Annotated in this window: 28 protein-coding genes and 1 riboswitch; all 28 genes read left to right on the top strand. The window is 49.8% G+C overall.

All coding sequences use genetic code 11. From position 1 onward, the window contains the following. Position 1: 1 nt before the first annotated feature. The 28 genes from prmC to ACWGOO_RS12280 all read left to right on the top strand — a co-directional run bounded on the left by prmC (position 2) and on the right by ACWGOO_RS12280 (position 26233). The gene (gene prmC / locus ACWGOO_RS12415; RefSeq protein ID WP_452483772.1) at positions 2 to 901 is read left to right on the top strand and encodes a peptide chain release factor N(5)-glutamine methyltransferase; all 900 of its coding nucleotides are present in this window, start codon (positions 2 to 4) and stop codon (positions 899 to 901) included. Positions 902 to 976: 75 nt separating this feature from the next. Further along, the gene (locus tag ACWGOO_RS12410; RefSeq protein ID WP_452483770.1) at positions 977 to 2170 is read left to right on the top strand and encodes an FtsW/RodA/SpoVE family cell cycle protein; all 1194 of its coding nucleotides are present in this window, start codon (positions 977 to 979) and stop codon (positions 2168 to 2170) included. A gap of 253 nt (positions 2171 to 2423) precedes the next feature. After that, entirely contained in the window at positions 2424 to 3116 is a 693-nt protein-coding gene (gene spoIIR / locus ACWGOO_RS12405) for a stage II sporulation protein R (RefSeq protein ID WP_452484013.1), read from the top strand. Between the two features lie 182 nt (positions 3117 to 3298). Continuing rightward, positions 3299 to 4537, top strand: a complete 1239-nt coding sequence (locus ACWGOO_RS12400; protein ID WP_452483768.1) for an L-threonylcarbamoyladenylate synthase — start codon at positions 3299 to 3301, stop codon at positions 4535 to 4537. 172 nt (positions 4538 to 4709) lie between these two features. Continuing rightward, positions 4710 to 5270, top strand: coding sequence for a manganese efflux pump MntP (locus tag ACWGOO_RS12395; protein WP_452483766.1), 561 nt, complete (start codon positions 4710 to 4712; stop codon positions 5268 to 5270). An 85-nt stretch (positions 5271 to 5355) separates the two neighbouring features. Then, a complete protein-coding gene (locus tag ACWGOO_RS12390) occupies positions 5356 to 5940 on the top strand; it encodes a low molecular weight protein arginine phosphatase (protein ID WP_452483764.1) in 585 nt (194 codons plus the stop codon). A 78-nt stretch (positions 5941 to 6018) separates the two neighbouring features. Then, positions 6019 to 6100, top strand: a riboswitch (ZMP/ZTP riboswitch). Between the two features lie 285 nt (positions 6101 to 6385). Then, on the top strand, positions 6386 to 6973 hold the full coding sequence (locus ACWGOO_RS12385; protein WP_452483762.1) for a TIGR01440 family protein: 588 nt from the start codon (positions 6386 to 6388) through the stop codon (positions 6971 to 6973). 130 nt (positions 6974 to 7103) lie between these two features. After that, the gene (locus tag ACWGOO_RS12380; RefSeq protein WP_452483760.1) at positions 7104 to 8354 is read left to right on the top strand and encodes a serine hydroxymethyltransferase; all 1251 of its coding nucleotides are present in this window, start codon (positions 7104 to 7106) and stop codon (positions 8352 to 8354) included. Between the two features lie 171 nt (positions 8355 to 8525). Next, positions 8526 to 8846, top strand: coding sequence for a hypothetical protein (locus tag ACWGOO_RS12375; protein ID WP_452483758.1), 321 nt, complete (start codon positions 8526 to 8528; stop codon positions 8844 to 8846). A gap of 355 nt (positions 8847 to 9201) precedes the next feature. After that, positions 9202 to 9831 carry a uracil phosphoribosyltransferase gene (gene upp / locus ACWGOO_RS12370; RefSeq protein WP_452483756.1) on the top strand — a complete coding sequence of 210 codons (630 nt, stop codon included), beginning with the start codon at positions 9202 to 9204 and terminating at the stop codon, positions 9829 to 9831. A 109-nt stretch (positions 9832 to 9940) separates the two neighbouring features. Next, on the top strand, positions 9941 to 11110 hold the full coding sequence (gene wecB, locus ACWGOO_RS12365; protein WP_452483754.1) for a non-hydrolyzing UDP-N-acetylglucosamine 2-epimerase: 1170 nt from the start codon (positions 9941 to 9943) through the stop codon (positions 11108 to 11110). A gap of 171 nt (positions 11111 to 11281) precedes the next feature. After that, positions 11282 to 11536, top strand: coding sequence for an AtpZ/AtpI family protein (locus ACWGOO_RS12360; protein WP_452483752.1), 255 nt, complete (start codon positions 11282 to 11284; stop codon positions 11534 to 11536). Continuing rightward, entirely contained in the window at positions 11529 to 11909 is a 381-nt protein-coding gene (locus ACWGOO_RS12355) for an ATP synthase subunit I (protein WP_452483751.1), read from the top strand. The genes ACWGOO_RS12360 and ACWGOO_RS12355 overlap by 8 nt, the downstream gene beginning before the upstream one ends. A gap of 29 nt (positions 11910 to 11938) precedes the next feature. Beyond that, positions 11939 to 12763, top strand: a complete 825-nt coding sequence (gene atpB / locus ACWGOO_RS12350) for a F0F1 ATP synthase subunit A (protein WP_452483749.1) — start codon at positions 11939 to 11941, stop codon at positions 12761 to 12763. A gap of 105 nt (positions 12764 to 12868) precedes the next feature. Next, positions 12869 to 13093: a F0F1 ATP synthase subunit C gene (gene atpE, locus ACWGOO_RS12345; protein ID WP_452483747.1), complete on the top strand. Its 225-nt coding sequence runs from the start codon at positions 12869 to 12871 to the stop codon at positions 13091 to 13093. A gap of 110 nt (positions 13094 to 13203) precedes the next feature. Further along, positions 13204 to 13692 (top strand): F0F1 ATP synthase subunit B, encoded by a 489-nt coding sequence (gene atpF, locus ACWGOO_RS12340; protein ID WP_452483745.1) that lies wholly within the window; start codon positions 13204 to 13206, stop codon positions 13690 to 13692. After that, positions 13689 to 14234, top strand: a complete 546-nt coding sequence (locus ACWGOO_RS12335; protein WP_452483743.1) for a F0F1 ATP synthase subunit delta — start codon at positions 13689 to 13691, stop codon at positions 14232 to 14234. The genes atpF and ACWGOO_RS12335 overlap by 4 nt, the downstream gene beginning before the upstream one ends. A gap of 19 nt (positions 14235 to 14253) precedes the next feature. Then, complete coding sequence (gene atpA / locus ACWGOO_RS12330) at positions 14254 to 15768, top strand: F0F1 ATP synthase subunit alpha (protein WP_452483741.1); 1515 nt, start codon at positions 14254 to 14256, stop codon at positions 15766 to 15768. Positions 15769 to 15943: 175 nt separating this feature from the next. Continuing rightward, positions 15944 to 16810: an ATP synthase F1 subunit gamma gene (gene atpG / locus ACWGOO_RS12325; protein ID WP_452483739.1), complete on the top strand. Its 867-nt coding sequence runs from the start codon at positions 15944 to 15946 to the stop codon at positions 16808 to 16810. Positions 16811 to 16932: 122 nt separating this feature from the next. Continuing rightward, positions 16933 to 18333, top strand: a complete 1401-nt coding sequence (gene atpD / locus ACWGOO_RS12320) for a F0F1 ATP synthase subunit beta (RefSeq protein WP_354450025.1) — start codon at positions 16933 to 16935, stop codon at positions 18331 to 18333. Between the two features lie 70 nt (positions 18334 to 18403). Beyond that, positions 18404 to 18817: a F0F1 ATP synthase subunit epsilon gene (locus ACWGOO_RS12315; protein WP_452483738.1), complete on the top strand. Its 414-nt coding sequence runs from the start codon at positions 18404 to 18406 to the stop codon at positions 18815 to 18817. Between the two features lie 350 nt (positions 18818 to 19167). Next, the gene (locus ACWGOO_RS12310) at positions 19168 to 19419 is read left to right on the top strand and encodes a DUF1146 family protein (RefSeq protein ID WP_452483737.1); all 252 of its coding nucleotides are present in this window, start codon (positions 19168 to 19170) and stop codon (positions 19417 to 19419) included. 324 nt (positions 19420 to 19743) lie between these two features. Beyond that, the gene (murA, locus tag ACWGOO_RS12305) at positions 19744 to 21093 is read left to right on the top strand and encodes a UDP-N-acetylglucosamine 1-carboxyvinyltransferase (protein WP_452483735.1); all 1350 of its coding nucleotides are present in this window, start codon (positions 19744 to 19746) and stop codon (positions 21091 to 21093) included. 230 nt (positions 21094 to 21323) lie between these two features. Beyond that, entirely contained in the window at positions 21324 to 22754 is a 1431-nt protein-coding gene (gene spoIID, locus ACWGOO_RS12300) for a stage II sporulation protein D (protein WP_452483733.1), read from the top strand. A 70-nt stretch (positions 22755 to 22824) separates the two neighbouring features. After that, positions 22825 to 23565 (top strand): peptidoglycan DD-metalloendopeptidase family protein, encoded by a 741-nt coding sequence (locus ACWGOO_RS12295; RefSeq protein ID WP_452483731.1) that lies wholly within the window; start codon positions 22825 to 22827, stop codon positions 23563 to 23565. 202 nt (positions 23566 to 23767) lie between these two features. Beyond that, the gene (gene spoIIID, locus ACWGOO_RS12290; protein ID WP_452483729.1) at positions 23768 to 24055 is read left to right on the top strand and encodes a sporulation transcriptional regulator SpoIIID; all 288 of its coding nucleotides are present in this window, start codon (positions 23768 to 23770) and stop codon (positions 24053 to 24055) included. Between the two features lie 172 nt (positions 24056 to 24227). Then, on the top strand, positions 24228 to 25226 hold the full coding sequence (gene mreB / locus ACWGOO_RS12285) for a rod shape-determining protein MreB (protein WP_452483727.1): 999 nt from the start codon (positions 24228 to 24230) through the stop codon (positions 25224 to 25226). 122 nt (positions 25227 to 25348) lie between these two features. After that, a complete protein-coding gene (locus ACWGOO_RS12280) occupies positions 25349 to 26233 on the top strand; it encodes a flagellar hook-basal body protein (protein ID WP_452483725.1) in 885 nt (294 codons plus the stop codon). Position 26234: the final 1 nt, after the last annotated feature.

The following is a 26234-nucleotide window of genomic DNA, read 5'->3' as shown; positions in this document are numbered from 1 at the left end:
TTTGGGACACGAACGCAATCTTGTGTATCGAATGTCGCCGGAACGGAGTATGAGTATCAGAGAAGCCTTAGTTGAGGCTTCTTCTTTTTTAGGAAGCTGCGGCGTGCTGGAGCCGCAGCATAACGCCCGTCTGCTGCTGGAGCATGTGCTCAGGCTGGAAGGCACGGCGTTCTACGCTGCGCTGGGCGATCCGTTCCCAGCCTCAGGCAAAGAGGCGTGGGAAGCGGTTATAGCCCGCAAAGCAGCGGGTGAGCCAGCGCAGTATATTATCGGACGGCAGGAGTTTTATGGCCGTCCGTTCGCAGTTTCGCCGTCAGTGCTGATTCCGCGCCCTGAGACAGAATTGCTTGTCGAGGCCATACTTCAGCACGGCGACCGGCTGTGGCCGGACGGCGCTCCGCAGGCGCTCGATATCGGCGCGGGCAGCGGGGCGATTGCCGTCACGCTGGCGGCTGAGCGGCCCCGGTGGCGTGTGGCGGCGGGGGATATTTCCGCCGCAGCGTTGGAGATGGCGGCGCATAACGCCGCTGCCAACGGCGCAGCCGTGGAGCTGCGCGAAGGCGACCTCCTGGTGCCGTTCGCGGGAGAGGCGGTGGACATCCTGGTGTCTAATCCGCCGTACATCCCGGCCGCCGACATCGCAGGCTTGCAGCCGGAGGTGCGCGACCATGAGCCGCGTATGGCGCTGGATGGCGGGCCTGATGGGCTTGGCCCGTATCGAGCGATGCTGGAGCAGCTTGGGCTGCTTCAGACCCCGCCGCGGCTGATCGGGTTCGAGTTGGGCATGGGACAGGCCAGAGACGTGGCTGGACTGCTGGAGCAGGCAGGTCATTGGAATACGATTCTGATCGTTCCGGACCTTGCTGGAATCGAACGCCATGTCCTGGGCGTTGCGGAATAATGGTGCATTTTCTTTTTGCGAGTCTTTCCTTTAGAATAAGAGGAGTATGACCGAGAAACGGCTCAGGGGGAAATCATGCTTCAGAAATTGAAAAGAATTGACGGTCCGGTTATCTTCATTCTGGTTTTGCTGATGGCGATTAGTATCATAACGGTGTATAGCGCCGGTAGAGGTCCAACCAACATTGCGGAGCACGGTAACGACTACCAGAAGATGATTGGGTATTATATATTGGGTTTTGTGGCTATTTTGGGTTTAGCGTTGGTTGATTTTCGTATTTTTATTAAAAAGGCGCTGTATGTATATGGCGGTGGAATATTCCTGTTGGGTCTCGGCTTTTTTGGCGGGACGGTTAACAACTCTCAGGGCTTTTTGAAAATTGGTGGCTTGAACCTTCAGCCTGCTGAGGTGTTTAAGCTGGTGCTTATTATTTTTCTGGCTTATATGCTGATAAAGAAACGCAAGAGCAAGCTTTATTTTATACAGGATGTACTTCCAGTTGTTTTAATGAGCTTTGTCCCGTTCGCTATGGTTATGGCGCAAAATGACTTGGGTAATGCGATCGGTTATATTGTCATCGTTATTGGTATGTTGTGGATCGGTAATGTGAAGGCCTCTCATGCGTTGATCGGATTTACGATTTTTGCAGTCGCCGCAGGCGGCGGGATCAAAGCGTATATTTCTTTCCACGATGAGATTGATACCTTTATGAAGGACATTGGCCGTAGTCACTGGGTTGAGCGTCTGGACCCTTGGCTGGTACCGGAAAAAGCGACCGCGAAGGCATCTTATCATACGAAAAACGCCAAGTTGGCCATTGCCTCCGGTGGAATGATGGGCAAAGGCTTTTTGCAGGGGACTTCGGTGCAATCCGGTCGTGTGCCTTACACCTATGCGGATTCTATTTTTGTGGTCGTAGCGGAGGAATTCGGCTTTGTGGGCTCATCGGTGTTACTGCTGCTATATTTTATTTTGATTCACCGAATGATCCTGATCTCGCTGGAATGTCGTGACCGTGCCGGACCGTATCTTATCGTCGGCATTGTGTCCATGCTGCTGTATCAGATTTTTGAGAATATCGGCGCGTTTTTGGGCATCATGCCACTAACGGGAATTACGCTCCCTTTTATAAGCTATGGGGGGACGTCATTGCTCATTAACATGACTAGTATTGGCTTGGTTATGAGTATCAAGGTACACGGTCAGGAGTTGGAGGACGATCTGCCACAGCCATACCGAATGAACTTGACGATGGAGAAAAAAGCTTAATGCCATGCTTCTAAATGGATACCATCTGATATTTAGGTGAGAAAAAATAGTGAGATACAAAGGGTCCAGATTGTGAAATCTGGGCTTTTTCGCATTCGGGGGTAACTCTGTAGCTTCGGCCCAGATCTATGTGCTCGATGTAGGGTGTATTGGGTATTTTTAAAATGATCTTGAACATTTTACGAGATTCATAGGTTTAGCCTCTCCCAAACCGGATAGACTGATAGACATGATAGAGTTTGGGGGGATTGGGATGAGAAGCTGGACCAAGCAAGCTGCAATGATACTATTTTGTGTTTCGATATTAATGATGTCGTGGGAAGGTCAAAAAACAGATGCCGCCATGACACCAGGGGCAAGAGGGCCTGTAGGGGCAGGGATGGCAACGACAGGAGCGGGCGTCATTCCTCATGATTCCATCCGATTGCGTATTTTGGCCAACTCGGATCGCCCGGAGGATCAGCTGGTAAAACGTGAAATAAGGGATTCCATCGTACAACAGATGAGTGCGTGGGTGGGCAAGCTGGAAAACCCGCAAAGTTTGGAGCAAGCCAGAGTGCTGATTACTGCTCATTTACCCGAAATTGACCGTTTAGTAGGCGCGGAACTGGCTCGACGGGGCATTTCATACGATCATCAGGTGGAATTGGCAAACGTACCTTTTCCGACGAAGATGTACGGTGGACTTGTCTATCCCGCAGGTAAGTATGAAGCGCTTCGGGTCACGTTGGGACAAGGTAAAGGGCAAAATTGGTGGTGCGTGCTGTTTCCTCCGTTATGCTTCATTGATGCAGGCAGCGGGGAAGCGGCGGCACAAACCGTCTCGGCAAAAGCGGACCAAGGAGGCGGACGGACGAATGCTGCTGACAAGGAGCCGGAAGTACGGTTTTTTCTATGGGATGCGTTAACGGGGTTGTGGGGATGGGTGAGTGGTCTTTTTGCCTAATCGTCGTAAGTTGTAGAAAAGAGAACAACGGGTGCATGACCCCGGTATGTTATAATGGGATATAGGGTTTACAGCTATGAGACATGGACAGATTCGGTTTAGATAAGCCGCCAAAGTAAGTTCTTTGGGGATAGAGCAAACTGAACAGGACTGTATGACAATAAGGTGTGGGATGATCTGATATGAGCGATAAATCGAATCAAATACAAGGTTTGCGCGGAGAGTCTGTGCAGAAGGAAAAATATGAGCGGGTACTGGATGAACAGGGGCTTCATGAACTAAAGCCGCCGTTGGCGGATTCCCATACGAAATGGTGGGACGTAAGAGGCTTGGTTGTTGAAGGGGAATTCTCTGGTGAAATGTCATCTGGACAAGCCCGTATTGCGGCGGAAAAAGGCATTCGTGAGGCCGCCGCGCTGCTGCAAGCAGGAGAGACGGTAGCGTTCCCTACCGAGACGGTGTACGGCTTGGGCGCGGATGCGCGCAGCACGCAAGCGGTAGAATCGGTATTCGCCGCCAAAGGGCGTCCTTCCGATAATCCGCTGATCGTGCATGTTTCCGACCCTGCCCAGTTGGACGGCATGGTAACGGAAGTGAATGATATGGCGCGGGCGCTGATGGATGCGTTCTGGCCGGGACCGCTCACGCTGGTGCTGCCCGTGATGCCGCAAGCACTGTCGCCCCGTGTGACGGCGGGGCTGAACACGGTCGGCGTGCGCATGCCGGATCATCCGGTAGCGCTGCGCCTGATCGCGGAAGCGGGCTGTCCGCTGGCTGCGCCAAGCGCCAATCGCTCGGGTAGGCCCAGTCCGACCCTTGCACAGCATGTGCGGGAGGACCTGGAGGGCCGCATCGGCGGCATTTTGGACGGAGGCCCCACGGGTGTGGGGCTGGAGTCCACGGTGGTGCAGGCTGGTGACGATGGAACCGTCACCATCCTGCGCCCCGGCGGAGTGACGGCCGAGCAGCTCGCTGCGGTCGCTCGCGCCGTCGAGCTGGACCCGGCGCTCGCCGCCGCTTCGCCCGGCGAGGACGACGACAGCCCGGCACCGCGTTCGCCGGGCATGAAGTACACGCACTACGCGCCGCGAGGCCGCTTGAGCGTAGTGCAAGGCCCGTCACCCGCTGAGGTGACGGGCTGGATTCGCGCCGCGCTGGCGGAGGCGTCCGCGCGCGGGGAGCGCACGGCGGTGCTCGCGTTCGAGGAGCATGCCGCTGGCTATGCCGGAGAGCGCGTTTACGCGCTGGGCAAGCTGGATGCGCTCCATGAGGCGGCGCAGTGCCTGTACGGCGTGCTGCGCCGCTGTGACGAGGAAGGCGTCACCTACATCTTGGCGGAAGCTTGTCCGCCGAAAGGGCTGGGAGACGCTGTCATGAATCGCCTGCTCAAAGCAGCAGGCCATCGGATCGTCCGTCTCTAGGACGATCTGGACATTTGTCCATAGATGTAGAGGCTTTAAATTGATTAGCCTTTCAGCATCATTATCCTATCACCTTATCCCGGTGCAGCCACGTTCACCGTATGCTTGTACTGTTTTGCCTCTTGTCCGCATAACGTGTACAAGAAGCGGACGGATACTGGGGGGATGGAGTATGCTGGCAGCCTCTGCCCATGCCGGGCAGATTGTAACAATTTTGGTCATGGCTGTAGCGCTGGGGATGGACGCGTTATCGTTGGGCGTAGGGATCGGTATGAAAGGGATACGCTTGCGGGACGTGCTGCGGATCAGCACGATCATTGGCTTTTTTCACATTTTGATGCCATTGCTAGGTATGTTCACAGGCCATTATATGAGTTCTTTACTGGGTCATGTAACGACCTACTTTGCAGGGGGATTACTCATCCTTTTGGGCGGGCATATGGTTTATAATTCCTTCAAGGGGGACGGAGTACAGGTGCTGGACCATCGTTCGTCCTTGGGCCTTTTGTTATTTGCGCTTGGAGTGAGCGTCGACTCCTTTTCTGTTGGGGTGTCACTTGGCATGTTCCAGAGTGATTTAGTACTGACCGTTCTGGCGTTTGGCTTTTGCGGGGGGGCGATGGCGATGCTGGGACTGCTGTTAGGCCGCAAGGTCAGCCGCAATCTGGGAGACTATGGAGAAGCGGTGGGCGGTGCCATTTTACTGGCGTTCGGCTTTATGTTTATGTTTTGATTTTGGGGCGGACAGTGTAAAATAAATACAGGATTTTGGTAATCCTCATGTTTATATATTTTTTCAACATACGGGGGTGAAGACGTTGAAACATATCTTATTCGTATGCACAGGGAACACCTGTCGCAGTCCGATGGCTGAAGGGATGCTGTGCAAGCTGGCTACTGAGCACGGGCTAGGGTTGGAAGTGCGTTCAGCGGGAGTAGCCGCGATGGAAGGCACACCCATTTCCCGACATGCAGAGGCGGTGCTACGTGACCACAATATCTTGGATCAAATCACCTCAACTCCTTTGAACGGTGGGCTTGCCGAGTGGGCACATCTGATTTTAACCTTGACCCAAGGGCATAAGCAGCACTTAATTCAGCGCTTTCCCCAAACGGTGGGCAAAGTGTTTACGCTCAAGGAATATGTGGAGGACCGGGATTCGGTGCTGAATGATGTGCAGGAGCTGGATGGCCTGTACGCCTTGCAACAACTGATGGGTTCGCTGGGTCAGGAGCTATCGGCACAGGAGCGTGAGCGGATGATTGAACTGCGTCAACGTATTTCAGGCTTTGATATTTCCGATCCGTTCGGCGGTTCGCGTGAAGATTATGATGTCACGGCTGCGGAAATCCTAACGGCGCTGCACAAGCTGGTGGACAAGCTAAAGGCTTTGTCCGAATAAAGTTTGTATCACTCATCTATTTTGTACGCGATCTGTTGATTTTCGGCGGTTAATCCGTTAAGATAAGGTGGAAAAACAAGAATCCGGTGTAACTGGCGACAAAAGTGGGAGTAACCACGATGGAGCACCGGATATACGGCCGGTCGCCTGGGCAAAAGAGCAAATCCACATAGGTTGTGGACTGCTCTTTTTTCGTATATGAGCTAGGTCCGGCCTCCAGTGGCCTTCCGTTCGGACGAATGGCCATTATTACTTCCGTATGCTGTTACTTCGAGTATCCAAACCGAGAAGGGTCCTTTAAGCGGTTCTTCCATTTTTCCTGCTCGAAATCCGATTTATCGGCTATAATATAGTCAAGATTGTGATATCAGGAGAGAGTGTGTTGAACGTGGGGCATAAGCCCGTGTCCAGTCTCTGTGGGGCTGTTCAACCAAAGGAGGTTCCAATGGTAGGACAATTGGATCATGAGGTTACGCTTAAAGCACAGACCGCTTCTGTCATGAAGGAAATAGCAGAAGCAGCCAGTCTCAAGGCTGGTCGCCTGTTAGTTATCGGCGTAAGCACCAGTGAGGTGGCGGGAAGCCGGATTGGCACGGCGGGAGCGCTCGATGTGGCGCAGCAATTGCTGGCTGGAGTGGAGTCTGTTCGCAGGGCGTACGGCTTTGATGTAGCGTTTCAATGCTGCGAGCATTTGAACCGTGCGCTAGTGCTTGAACGAGCCGTACTGGAGCGGCTGGGACTGACGGAGGTTGCCGCCGTTCCCGTTCGTACGGCAGGCGGATCTATGGCTACCGCCGCCTATCGTTCGCTGGAAGATGCCTGTCTGGCGGCGAATGTACAGGCGCATGCGGGAGTAGACATTGGCGAGACGCTGATCGGTATGCATTTGCGGCCGATTGCCGTTCCGTTTCGTCCAGGCCTTCGCTGGATTGGCGAAGCGCGTGTTACGGCGGCGTTCACTCGTCCTCCGCTCATTGGCGGACAACGAGCGGTGTATAGTCTGGAGCAAGAAGGCGGCGGAAGCTGCGACTAGCATTTGTATTTTGGCTGGGACTGCATGTTTGTACTGATCTTTTTTTTGCATTGATGATGAGGTACCCAACAGAGGAGCAGGCGTTTGCCTGTATACCTGACAATTGACCATGGAGAGGGAGTAATCAATCATGATGGAACATCTGCGTAAAAGTGACCCGGCAGTGCTGGAAGCAATGGGACTTGAACTGAAACGACAACGCCACAATATCGAGCTGATCGCATCCGAAAATATCGTCAGCGAAGCAGTAATGGAAGCAATGGGCTCTGTACTGACAAATAAATATGCTGAAGGTTATCCGAGCAAACGCTACTACGGTGGCTGTGAGCATGTAGATATCGTCGAGGACATTGCACGCGACCGTGCCAAAGAACTGTTCGGTGCAGAGCATGCTAACGTACAGGCTCACTCTGGAGCGCAAGCGAACATGGCGGTATATCTGGCAGCTCTTAAACCTGGAGATACCGTACTGGGTATGAACCTGGCGCACGGCGGTCATCTTACACACGGAAGTCCAGTTAACGCCTCCGGCTTGTTGTATAACTTTGCCGCTTACGGCGTACGTGAAGACAACTTCCGCATCGACTATGATGAAGTGCGCAAGGCAGCCTTCAAGCATCGCCCTCGTCTGATTGTAGCCGGAGCGAGCGCGTATCCGCGTACCATTGATTTTGAAGCCTTTGCCTCCATTGCCAACGATGTGGGCGCTCTGTTCATGGTCGATATGGCACATATCGCGGGTCTTGTGGCAGCGGGTGTTCATCCAAGCCCGGTTCCGCATGCTCAATTTGTAACAACAACGACACATAAAACGTTGCGTGGTCCGCGTGGAGGTTTGATTTTGACTCGCAAAGCGTGGGCGCAAGCGATTGATAAAGCGATTTTCCCAGGTATTCAAGGGGGACCGTTGATGCATGTGATCGCATCCAAAGCCGTTGCCTTGGGTGAAGCGCTCCAGCCTTCCTTTAAAACTTATGCGCAAAACGTAGTTCGCAACGCCCGGGTGCTGGCTGAGTCATTGCTGGCTGAAGGCATTAACATTGTATCCGGCGGTACGGATAATCACTTGATGCTGCTGGACACGCGTAACTTGAATATCACTGGGAAAGAAGCGGAGCATGTGCTGGATTCCGTGGGCATCACGGTCAACAAAAACTCGATTCCTTTCGACCCGACCAGTCCATTCGTTACCAGCGGAATTCGCATTGGTACACCTGCTGCAACATCCCGTGGTATGGATGAAGAGGCTATGGTCAAAATCGGTAAAATCATTGCTGAAACTCTCAAAAATCCGAAGGACGATACGGTATTGTCTAAAGCCAGCCAAGCTGTTGGCGAACTGACAGACAAATTCCCGATCTACCCAGGTATTCAATACTAATTCATCTACTTGTTTGATAAGGCTGTTTTTCTTCCGTAAGCTGGAGGGGAAACAGTCTTATTTTGATTTCTAGCGACTAAAAACTTACATTTTTAGGTAATAACCGATTGCAGTAAGGATTTGTTGCGCTTCCCTTCATAGGGTCATTCCGTTCCTGCGGGGTTGCTCATCGTGATCGAGTTGACCTTTCAGGTTCCGTGCTACTTTCTGTTCGTCAATTCCGTGGGCAAGCACTGCATCACCAAGGAGTTCAAATTCGTACCCGCTTTCAAAAGTATCACGTCCAGTGACGAGATGACAGGTGATCTGGGTGCTGAGATATCCCGGCATGTGAGTGAAGGCGAGATATGGAGGAGGAACTTTCAACGTTTCCCAAAGAGACTGAATCAGGATCTGAGCAGTAGCATGCAAGCCTATATAACGGGAGTCATTACGAAGGACGAAATGCTTCAGCAATTTCAGGGAGCGTGGGGCAATTTGAAGTATAGATAAAAGTTTGATGCTGTATCAGGACACAAAGCCTGTAGCTTGGGCAGGAAAGTCCAAAGTTCAAGGCTTTGAAGGTCAAGTGCCGTCAGAGCCTTTTTTATGAACTTTTTGTATGACAAAAGTCACTCCTGAAGTGGGCGAAGTACGCATTTTATCTGTCCTATCTTTTCTTGACAAAAGGTTGCGGTGTCAGGTGTTAAATCAATCAAGGGAATGTTATAATAAACAGGATTTACAGGCACGCATTGCATCTATGCTTATTTGGTTTGTACAAATAGGCTACATAGATCCTTTCTATAAAGGATGTTCGATATTCTGGTGCGAAAGAACGTGACGATAATAGCGGAGGGAATATATCATGGCAAAACTGGTGATTTGTGATCACCCTTTGATTCAACACAAACTTACATTTATCCGCGACGTGCGGACCAACACCAAGGATTTCCGCGAACTGGTGGATGAAGTAGCAACTTTGATGGCTTTTGAAATTACGCGAGACATCCCGCTGGAAAGCATTACGGTGCAAACACCGGTTGCTGAGACAGAAGGTAAAGTGATTTCCGGACGTATGTTGGGCCTCATTCCGATTTTACGTGCAGGCTTAGGTATGCTGGATGGCGTCGTAAAGCTGTTGCCAGCAGCAAAGGTAGGACATGTGGGACTGTTCCGTGATCCCGAGACATTGCAGCCTGTGGAATACTATACGAAGCTGCCTACAGACGTGACTGAGCGTGAATTAATCGTGATTGATCCGATGCTTGCAACAGGCGGCTCGGCGATCGCGGCTATTGATGTGTTAAAAAAGAGAGGCTGCACCCAAATTAAAATGATGAATTTGATTGCCGCTCCTGAGGGAGTCAAGGCCGTTCAGGATGTCCATCCTGATGTAGATATTTATGTTGCTGCACTGGACGAGCGTCTGGATGATCACGGCTACATTATTCCGGGTCTTGGTGACGCAGGAGACCGTCTGTACGGAACCAAGTAAACGGCCTCTGGTCATTTGGCATAATATATGGGCGTTACGGACAAGTTGTTTTTCATAGGAGAACGATTTTGGAGCCGGACGTTTATTTTGAAAAGGGGTTCAACAGAAAATGTCCAAAATCAAAGTGATGACTATTTTTGGCGTGCGTCCGGAAGCGATTAAGATGGCTCCTCTTATTTTGGAGCTTCAACGTCACCCCGAGCACATTGAGTCTGTAGTATGCGTAACGGCTCAGCATCGCCAAATGCTCGATCAGGTTCTAGAAGTATTTAATATTCACCCTGACTATGATCTGGATGTGATGAAGGATCGTCAGACGCTTAATGAAATTTCCATTCGTGTACTTCAAGGTCTGGAACCCGTGTTACGTGAGGCAAAGCCTGATATCGTGCTCGTTCACGGAGATACGCTGACGACTTTTCTGGCCAGCTATGCGGCCTTTATGCAACAGATCGAAGTAGGGCATGTGGAAGCAGGCTTGCGGACGTGGAACAAGCTTTCTCCGTACCCTGAGGAAATGAACCGTCAGTTGACAGGAGTGCTGTCTGATCTTCATTTTTCTCCTACATCTTTATCGGCTGGAAATTTGCGGAAGGAAAATAAACCTGAATCGCGAATATATGTAACAGGCAATACAGTGACTGACGTATTCCAGTATACGGTTCGCCAGGATTACGAGCATCCGGTGCTGGAATGGGCTAAAGGCAAGCGCCTGATTCTGATGACGGCACACCGTCGGGAGTCCCAGGGGGAACCACATCGCCAAATTTTTAGTGCGGTCAAACGGATTGCGGACGAGTTTGAGGATATCGCTATCGTGTATCCGGTTCATCCGAGTCCGGCTGTGAAGGAGCCTGCATTTGAGATTTTAGGCAACCATCCGCGTATTAAGCTGATCGATCCGCTGGATGTGGTGGATTTACACAATTTTTATCCGCACACTCATCTCATTCTTACCGATTCCGGTGGTCTTCAGGAGGAAGCACCTTCATTCGGCGTGCCTGTATTGGTACTGCGCGATACGACTGAAAGACCGGAAGGAATTGAAGCTGGCACACTGGAACTGGTGGGTACAAATGAAGAGAATGTCTTCAATCGAACCAAGGCTCTTTTGACGGATTCTGCTTTATATGAGTCTATGAGTCAGGCAGCAAACCCTTATGGCGATGGACAAGCATCGGTAAGAATTGTAAATGCGATTTTGCACCATTATGGTGTTCAAACCGAACGTCCTGAAGAATTTCACACAATGTTCACAGAGGGTGTTCGTACGATATAATTATTCTTTATAAGGTAAGCATACAGTTAAACTGTACGGTTACCAAGGAATACAGCAATTTTAAGATGCTTTGTCGACTGATTTTATACTTTAAGGCGCTAAAAATCTCAATTGACAAAGCATCTTATATTTAAGTAAAATGGACTGGAATTGCAGGGGTGACATGGAAAAGTGGCCAAACCTTCCAAGCAAAACAACAACCGAAATAACACCGGAAATGCCTTCAAGGCAATTGGACTGGTGAGTGCTATCGGCATTGATTTGGCGATATGCACACTGGGTGGTTTTCACGCCGGAAAGTGGTTTGACGCCAAACTGGGTGGCTCCGGAATTTGGATTGGCGTAAGCGTTCTCGCAGGCTTGGTTGTAGGCGCATTGAGTATTGCCCTTGTGATCGGAAAGGTTTTGAGGAATAACCATGAGTGAGATGACCCGAATGCAAAGAATGCTATGGATCGTAGCGCTTTTTATTATGGCTCTGTGTTTCCTGGTCTCTGTTTTCATGCCCCAACATCGTGATATTGCTCATGGACTTGTTCTGGGAACGGGAGTAAGCTGTCTTAATGTGCTGTATATGTCCTACAAAATTCGGCAGGTTGCGAGTGCGGCCGCCGATGAAGGCAAGAAGAGAGCGGTGGGCATCGGCTTGGGTGTTCGCTTAGCGACCTCTATTCTGGCAATGGGGCTGGCATTGAAATTTCCGGCCTATTTCCATGAGATCGCTGTAGCGGCAAGCTTGGTGACTGGACAATTTCTTCTTTTATTTATTGGCATCATATTCGCGCTTCAGGAAAAATGATGGCTCAACTGAGAAAGGGGTGAGAAAACATGTTGCATGAATCACCGGTTATTCAATTGGGCGGGTTCAATATTGACTTGTCCATCATTATTATGTTAGTTGTAACCTGTACGATTGTGTTTGGACTTGCCTTTGCCGCGACGCGTAATTTGTCCGTGGATAATCCCGGCAAGCTGCAAAACTTTATGGAATGGGTTGTTGAATTCGTTCAAGGACTGTTATCCAGCACAATGGATTTGAAGAAAGGGAAGCCATTCCTCACATTGGGGATAACGCTGATCATGTTCATCTTCATTGGGAATATGCTTGGGTTGCCGTTCGGAATCGTGACTAAGTTCGATAATGTGCAAAGCGCACAAGTATTTGGACATGAAATCGTTCCAGTCAAGGAAGCATTAGAACAAGCACAAGCGTCTCATCCGGGTGAACCTGCTTATGTGGGTGTCAACTGGTGGAAATCACCTACCGCAGATGCGGGTGTATCTATGGGATTGGCGGGTATGATCTTCCTATTGGTTCATTTTCTGGGGATTTTCCGTAATACTAAGGCATACTTTAAGCATTACATTCAGCCATTTCCTTTCTTTCTGCCGATTAACCTGATTGAGCAGTTCTCAAAACTGCTAACGCATGGTATGCGTCTATTTGGTAATATTTTTGCCGGCGAGGTTTTGATTAGTGTCCTGCTGAAAATGACGACGATTGGCGTTGGAGGATGGATTGCTTCCGTATTGGGGCTGGTTGTCTGGCAAGGATTCAGTATTTTTATCGGCAGCATTCAGGCATTCGTCTTTACCATTCTGACGTTTGTGTACATTTCACAAGCAATCGATACGCATGAAGAAGAGCATTAGGCAAGTTCAGTTTTCTGGTTTTTAGTTAAGTTCAGGAGTACGCTTCGCTCTTAACTGCAAATACATGTACAACACAAATACACATCTCTAAGGAGGATTTTTAAAATGGGAGTTTTGGCATATGTCGCAGCTGCAATCGCAGTAGGTCTGGGCGCGCTGGGCGCTGGTATTGGTAACGGTCTGATCGTAAGTAAAACAGTTGAAGGTATCGCTCGTCAGCCGGAAGCAAAATCCACGCTGCAAACAGTAATGTTTATCGGTGTAGGTCTGGTCGAAGCCCTGCCGATCATCGGGGTCGTTCTGGCATTCATTTTCTACGCAGCAGCTTAATTGAATGGAAACAAGGTTTGGCGGGGAAGGCCACAGCCATCCACGCCTTCTTTGTTGGTTTGAACATGAAAGGTCTAGGACTGACGTTCACCGGAAAGGAGTGACTTCAATTGCATTTTGAATGGACAAACATCGTTTTTACTGTGATTTCATTTTTGATCTTGTACTGGCTGCTGAGCCGTTATGCTTTCGGTCCCCTCTTTTCTGTCATGGAGAAGCGGCGTGAGCTTGTTTTGAAGCAAATGAATGAAGCGGCACAGACGCGCGAACAGGCTGCTGCCTATGTTGAGGAACAAAAGCAGGCTCTCCAACAGGCACGCAAAGAAGCCTACGATATTATTGAGCAGTCGAAACAAACAGGTAGCAAGCAAGCGGAGCAAATTATCTTTCAGGCTAAAGACGAAGCTGTTCGCCTGAAGGACGAAGCTGTTCGTGAGATCACCAGCGAGCGTAATAAGGCAGTTGCCGAGCTTCGCAGCGAAGTGGGCCGGGCTTCGGTACAAATCGCTTCCAAGCTGATTCAAAAAGAAATCAAGGAAGACCAAGTCCAGGGAGAGCTTGTCGACCAGTACCTTAAAGAGGTAGGAGGCAAAGCATGAGCCGGGATACGGTAGTTGCCAAACGGTATGCGAAAGCCTTGTTTGAAGTGGCAGAGCAAGAGCAAACCATTATGGAGACCGAGCAAGAGCTGCGTGCCTTTGTAGAAGCTGTCTCCGGGAATGCTGAAATCCGTAAGTTCATCGATTCTCCTAACATTACGGAAGCAGTCAAGCTTCAGGTTCTGGCTAACAGTTTTGAGGGTAAGCTGTCTGCCACGCTGATCAACACAATTAAGCTGTTGATCCTGCGCAGCAGAGCGGATTTGTTCGAATCTCTCCTCGCTGGATACCTCGATATTCAGGAGTATAAGCTAGGACTTGCCCATGCGAAGGTGTATTCCACTTATGCGCTCAGTGAGCAAGAGAAAATAGCGGTAGCCGAGCAATTCGGAGCCCGTGAACATAAAACAATCCGTGTGGAGAACATAGTAGACCCGAGTCTGCTGGGCGGATTGAAAGTGGTTATCGGCGATACGCTGTACGACGGTAGTCTGGCCGGCAAGTTGGATCGTCTTGAGAAATCCTTTAACAGACGAGTATAGAAGATAGGGGTGAACACACTTGAGTATCAAACCTGAAGAAATCAGTTCATTGATTAAAAGTCAGATTGAACAATATAAAAATGATATCGAGGTCGTTGAAGTCGGCACTGTTGTTGAAGTCGGCGATGGTATTGCCCGCGTCTACGGACTGGAAAAAGTCATGTCCGGTGAATTGGTTGAATTCGAAAACGGCGTTTTGGGCTTGGCGCTCAACGTGGAAGAAAGCAATGTCGGTGTTGTTATTCTCGGCCAATTCTCCGATATCCGCGAAGGCGGTCAAGTGAAACGTACAGGTCAGATCATGCAGGTTCCTGTAGGGGAAGCATTGATCGGACGTGTCGTTAATCCGCTGGGACAACCAGTTGACGGTAAAGGTCCGATTGCTACAACGGAATTCCGTCCGGTAGAAAGCCAGGCTCCAGGCGTTATGGCCCGTAAATCGGTACATGAGCCAATGCAGACGGGAATTAAAGCTATTGATGCGATGGTTCCGATTGGCCGCGGTCAACGTGAGCTGATCATCGGTGACCGTCAAACAGGTAAAACCTCTATTGCGATTGACGCAATTTTGAATCAAAAAGGCAGCGGCATGAAATGTATCTATGTTGCCATCGGCCAAAAGCAATCTACGGTAGCTCAAGTCGTTGAAACCTTGCGTCGTCATGGTGCTTTGGAATATACGATTGTCGTTACAGCGGCAGCTTCCGAGCCATCACCATTGCTCTATATCGCACCTTACTCTGGCTGCGCTATGGGCGAGTACTTTATGTATAAAGGCGAGCACGTATTGGTTGTATACGATGACTTGACCAAACAAGCGTCAGCTTACCGGGAACTTTCCCTGTTGCTGCGTCGTCCACCGGGCCGTGAGGCATACCCAGGTGACGTTTTCTATCTGCATTCCCGCTTGCTGGAACGTGCAGCGAAGCTGAATGACGAGTTAGGCGGCGGATCGCTAACTGCGTTGCCATTTATCGAAACACAGGCTTCCGACGTATCTGCCTATATTCCAACGAACGTTATTTCCATTACAGACGGACAAATCTTCCTCGAAGCTGACTTGTTCTATGCAGGACAACGTCCAGCGATTAACGTGGGTATTTCCGTATCCCGTGTAGGTGGTTCGGCTCAGATCAAAGCGATGAAAAAGGTTGCAGGTTCCCTGCGTCTAGATCTCGCCCAATATCGTGAGCTTCAAGCGTTCTCCCAATTCGGTTCTGATTTGGATAAGTCCACCAAAGCTCGTTTGGATCGCGGCGCGCGTATGATGGAGATTTTGAAGCAGGGTGTTAACCAGCCTCTGGCTGTAGAGCAACAGGTTGTGAGCTTGTACACTGCGGTAAAAGGCTTCCTAGATGATATTCCTGTAGCAGACGTGAAACGTTTTGAGAAAGACTTCCTTTCTTATATAGAGTCTGATCATCAAGACATTCTTCAATCTATTCGTGATACAAAAGACTTGGTACCTGATAACGATGCAGCTCTCAAAGCAGCTATCGAGAAATTCAAAAAATCATTTGCCACGTCGGTTTAAACCATTGGAATTTGCCAGTTTATGACGAGAAGTGTCCTAAGGAAGCGTGCCCTCCGGGCTGTGGCTTCCTTGGCATGTTTTATCCTCAAGAACAGGCCCTTTATGATAAGTCCGGCTGGACTTGAATGCTTACGAAGTAGCTTTGGCTTTGCCGAAGCTTGAAGGTGGTGAAATCATGGCAAAAGGTATGCGCGAGATTAAACGTCAGATCAAAAGTGTGCAGAGTACGAAGCAGATTACGAAAGCGATGGAGATGGTAGCTGCATCCAAACTGAGAAAAGCTCAGGAGAAGGCTGAAGCGGCTCGTCCTTATTCGGAAAAGCTTAGGGAAGTTGTGACCAGTATTGCTGCGGGGTCAAACAACGTTAAGCACCCGATGCTGGAATCACGTCCGGTCAAAAAGACGGCATATCTCATCATTACATCTGATCGTGGTCTGGCTGGTGGTTATAATGCCAACATTTTGCGGCAGGTTACTCAAACAATTGCGGAACGTCACCGTTCACAGGATGAATTTACAATTTTCATTATTGGACGAAAAGGACGGGACTATTTCAGACGTCGCGAGTTTCCTATAGCCGAGTCGGTAACAGACCTGTCGGATACACCTGCTTTTGCAGATATCAAGACGATTGCCAACAAAGCTGTGCGGGGGTTTGAGCTCAAAGAATTTGATGAGTTGTATCTATGCTATAACCGCTTTGTTAATGCATTGACTCAGATTCCAACCGTTGACCGTCTGTTGCCTATGGCGACGCCGGATTCGGCTGCTGCTGCATCCTCGATTAACTATGAGTATGAGCCGTCACCGGAAGGGGTGCTGGAAGCGCTGTTGCCGCGATACGCGGAAACACTCATCTATGGTGCTTTGCTGAACGGTAAGGCGAGTGAGTTGGGAGCGAAAATGACAGCAATGGGATCTGCCACTAAAAATGCTACGAAGCTGATTGGTGAGCTGTCGCTGACCTATAACCGTGCTCGTCAAGCGGCTATTACCCAGGAAATTACGGAAATCGTGGCAGGGGCAAGCGCCCAGTCTTAATGGGCTTTTTTTGCGGACTGCTGTATAGCTGGTCCTATACTAATATGATAATTTGCGGGCGCAAAACAAATCGTGTAGTTCGGATTTGCGGCTGTGCAAGCTTGTAGGAGGGAAACCAAAAGATGAACAAAGGACGCGTAGTGAGCATCATGGGTCCGGTTGTCGACGTTGAGTTTGAACGCGGACAACTTCCGGAAATCCTGAATGCCATTCATATTGGGACTGTGCTGGAGAACGGAGTCAAAGTTGATCTGACGCTCGAAGCATCGAAACACCTTGGTGACAACCGTGTGCGTTGTATTGCCATGTCTTCCACAGATGGTCTGGTTCGTGGAGTTGAAGCAATCGATCAAGGAGCACCTATTTCGGTACCTGTCGGTGAAGCAACTCTGGGACGCGTATTTAACGTACTTGGAACGCCAATTGATAATGGTGCAGATTTGAGTGAAGCAGCTAGAAACCCGATTCACCGTCAGGCTCCTTCTTTCGATGAACTGACAACTCAAGCAGAAATGCTTGAAACGGGTATTAAAGTTATTGACCTGCTGGCTCCTTATGCCAAAGGCGGTAAAGTCGGATTGTTTGGTGGTGCCGGTGTAGGTAAGACCGTAACCATTCAGGAATTGATTAACAATATCGCTCAGGAACATGGTGGTATTTCTGTATTTGCGGGTGTTGGTGAACGCACACGTGAAGGAAATGACTTGTACCATGAAATGAGAGATTCCGGCGTTATCAACAAAACAGCGATGGTGTTCGGACAAATGAACGAGCCTCCAGGCGCGCGTTTGCGTGTTGCCCTTACGGGTCTGACGATGGCGGAGTATTTCCGTGATCAAGAAGGCCGTGACGTGTTGCTCTTTATTGATAACATTTTCCGCTTTACCCAAGCTGGTTCTGAGGTTTCCGCGCTGTTGGGACGTATGCCTTCGGCAGTAGGTTACCAGCCTACGCTGGCAACTGAGATGGGTCAATTGCAAGAACGGATTACTTCTACTAAAAAAGGGTCTGTTACTTCCATTCAGGCGATCTATGTGCCTGCGGATGACTACACTGACCCGGCTCCTGCTACAACGTTTGCCCACTTGGATGCAACAACGAACCTGGAGCGTAAAATTTCCGAAATGGGTATTTACCCGGCGGTTGATCCACTCGCGTCAAGCTCCCGGATTTTGGCTCCGGAAGTTGTGGGTGAAGAGCATTATAATGTAGCACAAGGTGTAAAACAAATTTTGGCACGTTATAACGAACTTCAGGATATCATTGCTATCTTGGGTATGGACGAGCTGAGTGAAGAAGATAAAATGCTGGTAGCCCGTGCGCGCAAAATCCAGCGTTTCCTGTCCCAACCTTTCCACGTTGCCGAAACGTTCAACGGCTTCCCGGGTAAATATGTTCCGGTTAAAGAAACTGTACGAAGCTTCAAAGAAATTCTGGAAGGCAAGTATGATCATCTTCCAGAAGCGGCTTTCCTTTTTGTAGGAGCCATCGAAGAAGCGGTAGAAAAGGCCAAAACGCTGTAAGCATATAGGCGAAGAATAGCCGAGCCTTACGAAGTAAGCTGTCTGCGGGCAGCTTTCAGGAGGGATTCAAGTGAGCACGTATTTGTTGGAGATTGTGACGCCGGAGCGCCTGGTCTTTGCAGAACAGGTAAACAGCATCAGTGTTCGCGGCTCGGAAGGCGATCTCGGGATTTTACCCGGACACCTTCCCTTGGTTACTCCCTTGAAGATTGCGCCGGTACGTATTAAAACTGGCGGTCAGACAGAAGTGATTGCGGTCAATGGGGGCTTTGTTGAAGTCCGCAAGGATAAAGTGGTCATTTTGGCTGAAAGTGCGGAGCGTTCCGAGGATATTGACGTGGAGCGTGCCCGTGCGGCAAGGGAGCGGGCAGAGCTGCGGCTCCAGAGCAAGCAGGGGGAAGTAGATCACCATCGGGCGGAGGTAGCCCTGCAACGGGCACTTAACCGTCTGAATGCAACGAGCATCAGAACCAATAAGAATTAATATCAGGTTTTAACTGGATTGTAAAAGGGTTCGGCATGGTATACGGATGGAATGACAGGGAGACCGCTTCATAATTTCTGCCAAATGATGTTCCGGCAGAAGAAGAGGAGGGTAGCCTTTTCCTTCCTTCGATCACTGTGATCGAGCCCTTTTTTAGATATGATTCCCAAAAATACAGTCCTATTTCATGCTTAATAGCTAGGTACATAGTACCTTTTAAATTCACGAAACAGAAGAAAATGTTCGTATTTTGCCGAAAAAATTGTCCTGAAAATAGAATTAGCACTGGCATATTAGGCGTTCGCCGAGTATTATAGAGAAGGCTGTGACGCAGATGGGAGGGATTACGGATGAACGGGAAGCAGCAATTGGCTGAACAGTTAAGCCAATCGGCGAGCATGACCGCGCTGGTCTCCATGATCGTGTCGCTCATTTGTATAGCGCTAGCTTGGTGGGCTTTACAGAGCTTAAAGCTGGATTTGTTCATCAGGTATCCTAAGGGACCACAGGGCAGATTGCTGCACTTGTTTCTTGCTATTATTTTGGGACAGCTGGTGTCCGGGTTTCTGTTAAGCTATATCTCATGGAGCCAGATGCTTTAGAATGTGTTTTAACATGAAGTGGTCGGGTTATATGACTTTATGGCCGCGCATCTGCGGGAATTGTCGAATAACATCTTGCCATATTGTCAACAATGGTAAACAAAAGAACTGTACTTGTATAACTGGCCGTACAGGCCGGAAACGCAATAGTCGTCATGTGTAAAAAACGCTTGTATACTTGATTTAATCAGTGTTATGATGGCAGTTAGGGTATTAGTAAAATCTTGTTTTTTTATGTAATGAAAAAGCAAGGCATGAAAATAGCGGAATATGTTCTTTTTTTCCATGATGAAAAAAGGAAATGACGCGCGGAGGGAACCATAGATGAGCAAATTTATCGTCCGCGGTGGCAACAGATTGACCGGGAGTGTCAAAGTCAGCGGAGCCAAAAACTCAGTTCTGCCGATTATCGCCGCTTCTCTTTTAGGAGAAGAAGGAGAAAGTGTTATTATTGATGCACCTCCTCTAGACGATGTGATGACCATTAACAAAGTGCTGGAGTCCTTAGGAGCAGGCGTTACATACCAAGACGAGGTCATTCGTGTTGACGCGCGGAAGATAATTTCCTGTGAAGCCCCTTACGAGTGGGTTAGGAAAATGCGTGCATCGTTTTTGGTTATGGGGCCGTTGCTTACTCGTTTGGGACACACAAGAATTTCGCTTCCGGGCGGATGTGCAATTGGTACGCGACCGATTGATCAGCATTTGAAGGGTTTTGAAGCATTGGGTGCAGAGATTAGTTTGGGCCAAGGATTTATTGAAGCTAAAAGTAACGGGCGTCTGCGTGGAGCCAAAGTTTATTTGGATGTAGCCAGCGTAGGTGCGACCGAAAATATTATGATGGCCGCTACTCTTGCGGAAGGCATAACAACCATTGAAAATGCCGCCAAGGAGCCTGAGATCGTCGATCTTGCGAATTTCCTGAACGGTATGGGTGCCAAGGTACGCGGGGCAGGTACGGGCGTTATTCGCATCGAAGGCGTGGAAAAGCTTCATGGTGTAAAGCATACGGTCATTCCCGACCGGGTAGAAGCAGGTACTTATATGGTTGCTGCTGCGATCACAGGCGGGAACGTATATGTAGAAGGCGCGATATCGGACCATTTGGGACCGGTTATCTCCAAGATGGAAGAAATGGGTGTAACCATTCAACCGGATGAAAATGGGATTCGCGTGATTTCGGATAAACCGTTAAAGGTCGTTGATGTTAAAACGTTGCCTTATCCTGGTTTCCCTACGGATATGCAGTCTCAGATGATGGCACTTCAACTTGCTGCTGAAGGCACCAGCATTATCACGGAAACCGTATTTGAAAATCGTTTTATGCATGTGGATGAATTTCATCTGATGAATGCGGAGATTAAAGTTGAAGGCCGTTCCGCGATTGTAACCGGCAATGCTAAATTGACAGGTGCAAAAGTGACCTCGACAGATCTGCGTGCAGGTGCTGCCTTGATTCTGACTGGACTGATTGCGGAAGGTACAACGGAGGTATCCGGCGTACACCACATCGACCGTGGTTATGTTCATCTGGCTGAGAAGCTGACCGGATTAGGCGCGGACATTTACAGAGTAACAGTAGAAGAGCCCAAGCTGGATGCTTCCAGTGCAGAGCGCGCCATACCAGAAGCGACATCAGGGAACCTGTTTAAGATTCAGCCTTCCCTGGCCTAAGCTTTAGCGTATATAGCCTCATGCGGCTACATGTTGTAGCATTTACGAACAAGTGAGAAACCAAGTCCATAAGGACTTGGTTTTTTTATGTTTTCATCCTGTCTTTTCATTCTTTCAGTTCTCTTAAAAGGGTTCTATCAAAGTGTACGACCTCATATGATTGAAAATATCTGCTGGAGCATATCGCTGCTTCCAGCCGGACTCTAGCCCTTTGATGGAGGTTTCAGCTTATGAAAGATTCACAGGTTCGCATTCGTATACCGATTCATCATTCCAAGGAACATCGCCGGTTTTCACCTGCGGAAGACAGCCGCGGCTCTATAGCTGTTGCACAGGCAGGGCGTCTGGTGCAACAGAAGATCGTTCCGTCGGGCGCGTCAGCTCCTGACAGAGTGAATCTCACCGCCCGGCGTGCGGCGGCGGTCACTCCCGCGCAGCGTCCTATCCCCGCATCGTCGCCCGCCCCTGGGGCAGCTACGACCCGCGCCGTCCGCAGCAGCCTACCGCCCGCACTGCTGCCGCATCTGCGGCCTGCAGCCGGGCGTGTCCCACGCTGGGGTAGCCGCCGCCCATGGCTGCCCGCCGCAGCTATGGCGGGCCTGCTGGCGCTAGCGCTGGCGTTGCCCGCACTGCTGGCGTGGCCACGCCACACGGAGCAACCGTTGCCGCCTAGCACCCGTACGGGTACGCCTGCGGTTGCGAAGGGCGTGGCGCCTGTTACACGCCTGCCAGGCGTCCCGGCCGTCCCTGCGGTGCCCGCCGCGCCAGCGCGCAGTATACCAGTGGTAGCAGAGCCGGACGTGCGCGTGTACGTCACGTCCAGCGGCCGCACGGAGACGCTGCCGCTGGAGCAATACATTGTCGGCGTAGTAGCCGCCGAAATGCCGCCCAGCTTCGAGGGCGAGGCGCTGAAGGCGCAGGCCATTGCCGCGCGTACCTTCATTGCTCGGCGTTTGCTGGCTGATGACACCAGCGGCGCTCCGGCGGGAGCGGATGTGACCGATACAGTTAAGCACCAAGCCTACATTTCCAAAGCCAAACTTAATAGAGAGTGGGGGCATTCTGGGAAATCCGCAGAACTGGCCAAAATCCAGCAGGCTGTACGCGACACCAAAGATACAATCATGGTATATGAGGGCAAACCCATTACCGCTTCCTTTTTTTCTACCAGTAACGGTTATACTGAAAATTCAGAGGATGTATGGGCCAAGGCTGTGCCCTATTTACGAAGTGTGTCAAGTCCATGGGACAAGCAGTTGGCACCCCGTTATGCAGAAACCGTCACGCTGAGCCGTCAGAATGTGTTTGATAGATTAGGATTGAGCCGTACGGCGATAGCCGCTTCTACTGGAGGAGGAAATATGCCGGAAATTCGGGTACTTTCCAAGACAAAGGGGCATCGGATCAAGCAGATCGAAGTAGGAGGCACTGTTTTTGCAGGACCGGAAATCCGAAACAAGCTGGGGCTGCGTTCTGCTGAATTTATGTGGAAAGCCGAAGGGGATCGGATCGCCATTACAACCTACGGCTACGGACACGGTGTCGGTATGAGTCAATGGGGAGCTAACGGAATGGCCAAGGAGGGTCATTCCGCCACTCAAATTCTCCTTCACTATTATACGGGCGTTTCCTTTGCTCAAGCCTCTCGTATTCTAAGTTAGTAAATTTTTCGAAACTTTGAAGTATAAAAGAGTTGCACCCGGTAACACTGGTTACTGAGGTGATGAGCAAATGAGTGAACAAAATAAAAACCAGGACCAAAAACATGAAGAAACACCCAAAACCTTTCAGGGTGGAAGGGCTTCACGGCCGTCTTCGTGGAAGAAGCTGTTGTCCAAAAGGTGGGCATACCCGGCAGCCTACATTGCCGCAGCAGCCATTATACTAACTTTAGTGTGGGTCTATCAGGATGCCAGCCAGAAGTCTTTCAAACCTGACCCAGCTAATTCATCGGTACAGAATACAACAACGATCAATACCGATGTCACCGGACAACAGCCTGAAAGTATGGAAGTCGTTGCCCAGTCGGAAAATCTCGCATGGCCGGTAGCGGATGCTGCCGCAGTACAGGTCGTAAAGCCATTCTTTGACGAAAACGCGTCAGCCGACGAACAGGCGGCTGCTATGGTAGAGTACGATAAAACCTTCACCGCCAACACCGGGATTGATCTTTCTCGCGCCGATGATCAAACGTTCGAAGTGAGAGCCGCCCTCAGTGGTAAAGTGAGCCGTGTGGAACAACACCCGCTGGTAGGCAACGTTGTGGAAATTACGCATGATAACAATCTCAGAACTGTGTACCAAAGCTTGAACGGTCTGAAAGTAAAAGAAGGTGATCAAGTTAAACAGAACGATATCATCGCTTCGGCGGGTCGTAACGAACTTGAAAAGGATTTGAAAACACATCTGCATTTTGAAGTGTATCAGGATGACAAGCCAGTGAATCCAACCGGCCTGCTTCCTAAAAAATAAATTCAGCAATAGATTTTCGTGCAAAGCGGGGGTTCATCATCCCTCGCTTTTTTTTTTGTGCTTTTGTATCTCATTGAGTAAACATAAGTTGCTTTTGCCAAATAAATAGGCCTTCCGAAGCATGTCTTCCCACCAAACCGCGAATATATAGGCACACTCCTCATATAATGTACCAAACTATCCACAGTAGGGAGGCGGGAGCGTGCACGATTACATCAAGGAACGGACCATCAAAATCGGTCGCTGTATCGTGGAAACAAGGAATACGGTCCGTACGATTGCCAAGGAATTTGGTGTCTCCAAGAGCACGGTGCATAAAGATCTGACCGAACGGCTGCCTGAAATCAACCCGGACCTTGCAGATCAGGTGAAGCACATTCTCGAATACCATAAATCCATCCGCCATCTGCGGGGAGGGGAAGCGACGAAAATCAAGTATAAAAAAACGAGCGGCAAAAGAAGGGAGATCCTCGTTTCAGGCAAGCCCTAAAAATATATAGTGAATTGGCTGGCAAAGCCATTGAATCAACCCCCTGAAGTATGATATGTTAAAAGATGGTACAAGATCGAAAAATGACATGTAATCGTAGGTTTATACATATATTTGCCGCTTCTTGTCGAATCTCAGCTTTTTAAAATATCACTTTGGGGGCCTTTTTAATATGTTCAGTAATGATATCGGTATCGACCTCGGTACGGCCAACGTGCTCATCCACGTCAAAGGGAAGGGGGTTGTTCTTAACGAACCTTCCGTTGTTGCCATAGAAATCGATACAAAAAGAGTTCTGGCTGTTGGGGAGGAAGCGCGTCGTATGGTCGGACGTACTCCCGGTAACATCGTGGCCATACGTCCACTGCGTGACGGTGTCATAGCCGACTTTGAGGTGACGGAAGCGATGCTGAAATACTTTATCAATCGGGTGGGTGGAAAAAGCTGGTACAGCCATCCCCGTATTCTGATTTGCGCGCCGACGAACATTACCTCAGTGGAGCAAAAAGCAATTCGTGAAGCGGCGGAGCGTAGCGGGGCCAGAGAAGTATTTTTGGAGGAAGAGCCGAAAGCGGCTGCCATCGGAGCAGGAATGGATATTTTCCAGCCTAGCGGGAATATGATTGTGGATATAGGTGGCGGAACTACAGACGTTGCAGTCCTGTCCATGGGGGATGTGGTGACAGCTTCCTCCATTAAAATGGCAGGAGACAAGTTTGATTCCGCCATCATGAAATATGTGAAAACAAAGTACAAGCTTTTGATCGGGGAACGTACGGCGGAAGATATTAAAATCGCCATCGGCACCGTGCATCTGAGCGGACGACAGGCAGAGATGGACATCCGGGGACGGGATATGGTATCCGGATTGCCCAAAACATTAAGCATTTCTGCGGCTGAAGTGCAGGATGCGCTCAGAGATCCTGTATCAGCGATTGTTGCTGCGGCCAAGTTTGTATTAGAGCAGACCCCACCGGAACTGTCAGCCGACATTATTGACCGCGGTGTTATTTTGACCGGCGGCGGCGCGTTGCTGAGTGGATTGGACGAGCTGCTTGCCGAGGAACTGCGTGTTCCGGTGCTGGTTGCTGAAGATCCGATGCATTGTGTCGTCAAGGGCACAGGAATTATGCTGGATAATTTGGATCATGTCGTTAAGAAAAGGTTCTAATCTGCCGATAGTGATTATAAGAAACTCGTGTGCGGTCAGGCAGGCTATCTAGGTTTTGGCTTCCATGCCTCCGTACGAGCAGGTGTTTGATCAGGAGAGTTCAAGATTGGGGTGCACGATACATGTTGAGAGGTTTATATACTGCGGCCGCCGGAATGACAACGCAACAACGACGCCATGACACCGTGACGCAAAATATTGCCAATATGAACACGCCGGGATACAAGCAGGAGAACAGTATTCAGCGTTCTTTTCCCGAAATGCTTATTTCGATGACTGGGGGCAATCCGGATAACCCGAACCGTACGGTCGGCAAGCTCAATACTGGCGTTTTTGCTGAGGAAAGCCTCTCCCCTTACATTCAGGGGGCATTGAAGGACAGCGGACAAGCTACGGATTTCGCGATACAGTCCAATATTAACGTGAACGACCCGGCAACCGGTAAGCCTATGGCTTTTGATGAGACGGGGAAATTCATCAATGCTAACGGTGAAGTCACTTATCGTCCGGAAGCGTTTTTTACGGTTCGGGACAGCAACGGTAATGTACGCTATACACGTGATGGACATTTTCAGGTAAATGGAACGGGAGCGTTGCTCTCGTCGACTGGTTCAGCAGTGCTGGATACGAATGGAAACCCGATTCAATTGACGGGGGCTGTTTCAGCGCTTAAAGTAAATGAGCGAGGCGAATTGGTGGACAAAGACTCCAATCAGACGTTGGGAACGACGCTCGGAATCAGTGTCGTTGACCGTCCATACCAGCTTGTTCGTGAAGGTAACGGGAATTTTCGTCTGAATGATACGGACGGTGCTACGGCCAGAACGATGACTGCGAATGATGTGGTATCTGTTCGTCAAGGCTATCTGGAAGTATCCAATGTGGACGCTTCGCAGTCGATGGTGGACATGATGGCTGCGTTAAGAGCGTATGAAGCGAATCAGAAGGTCATTCAATTTTATGATAAAAGCTTGGACAAGGCCGTTAATGAAGTAGGCCGTGTATAAC

The organism is Paenibacillus sp. NPDC055715, from assembly GCF_053617595.1.
Note: the sequence above shows the minus strand (reverse complement) of the source record. Positions and strands in the feature narration are given on the sequence as shown.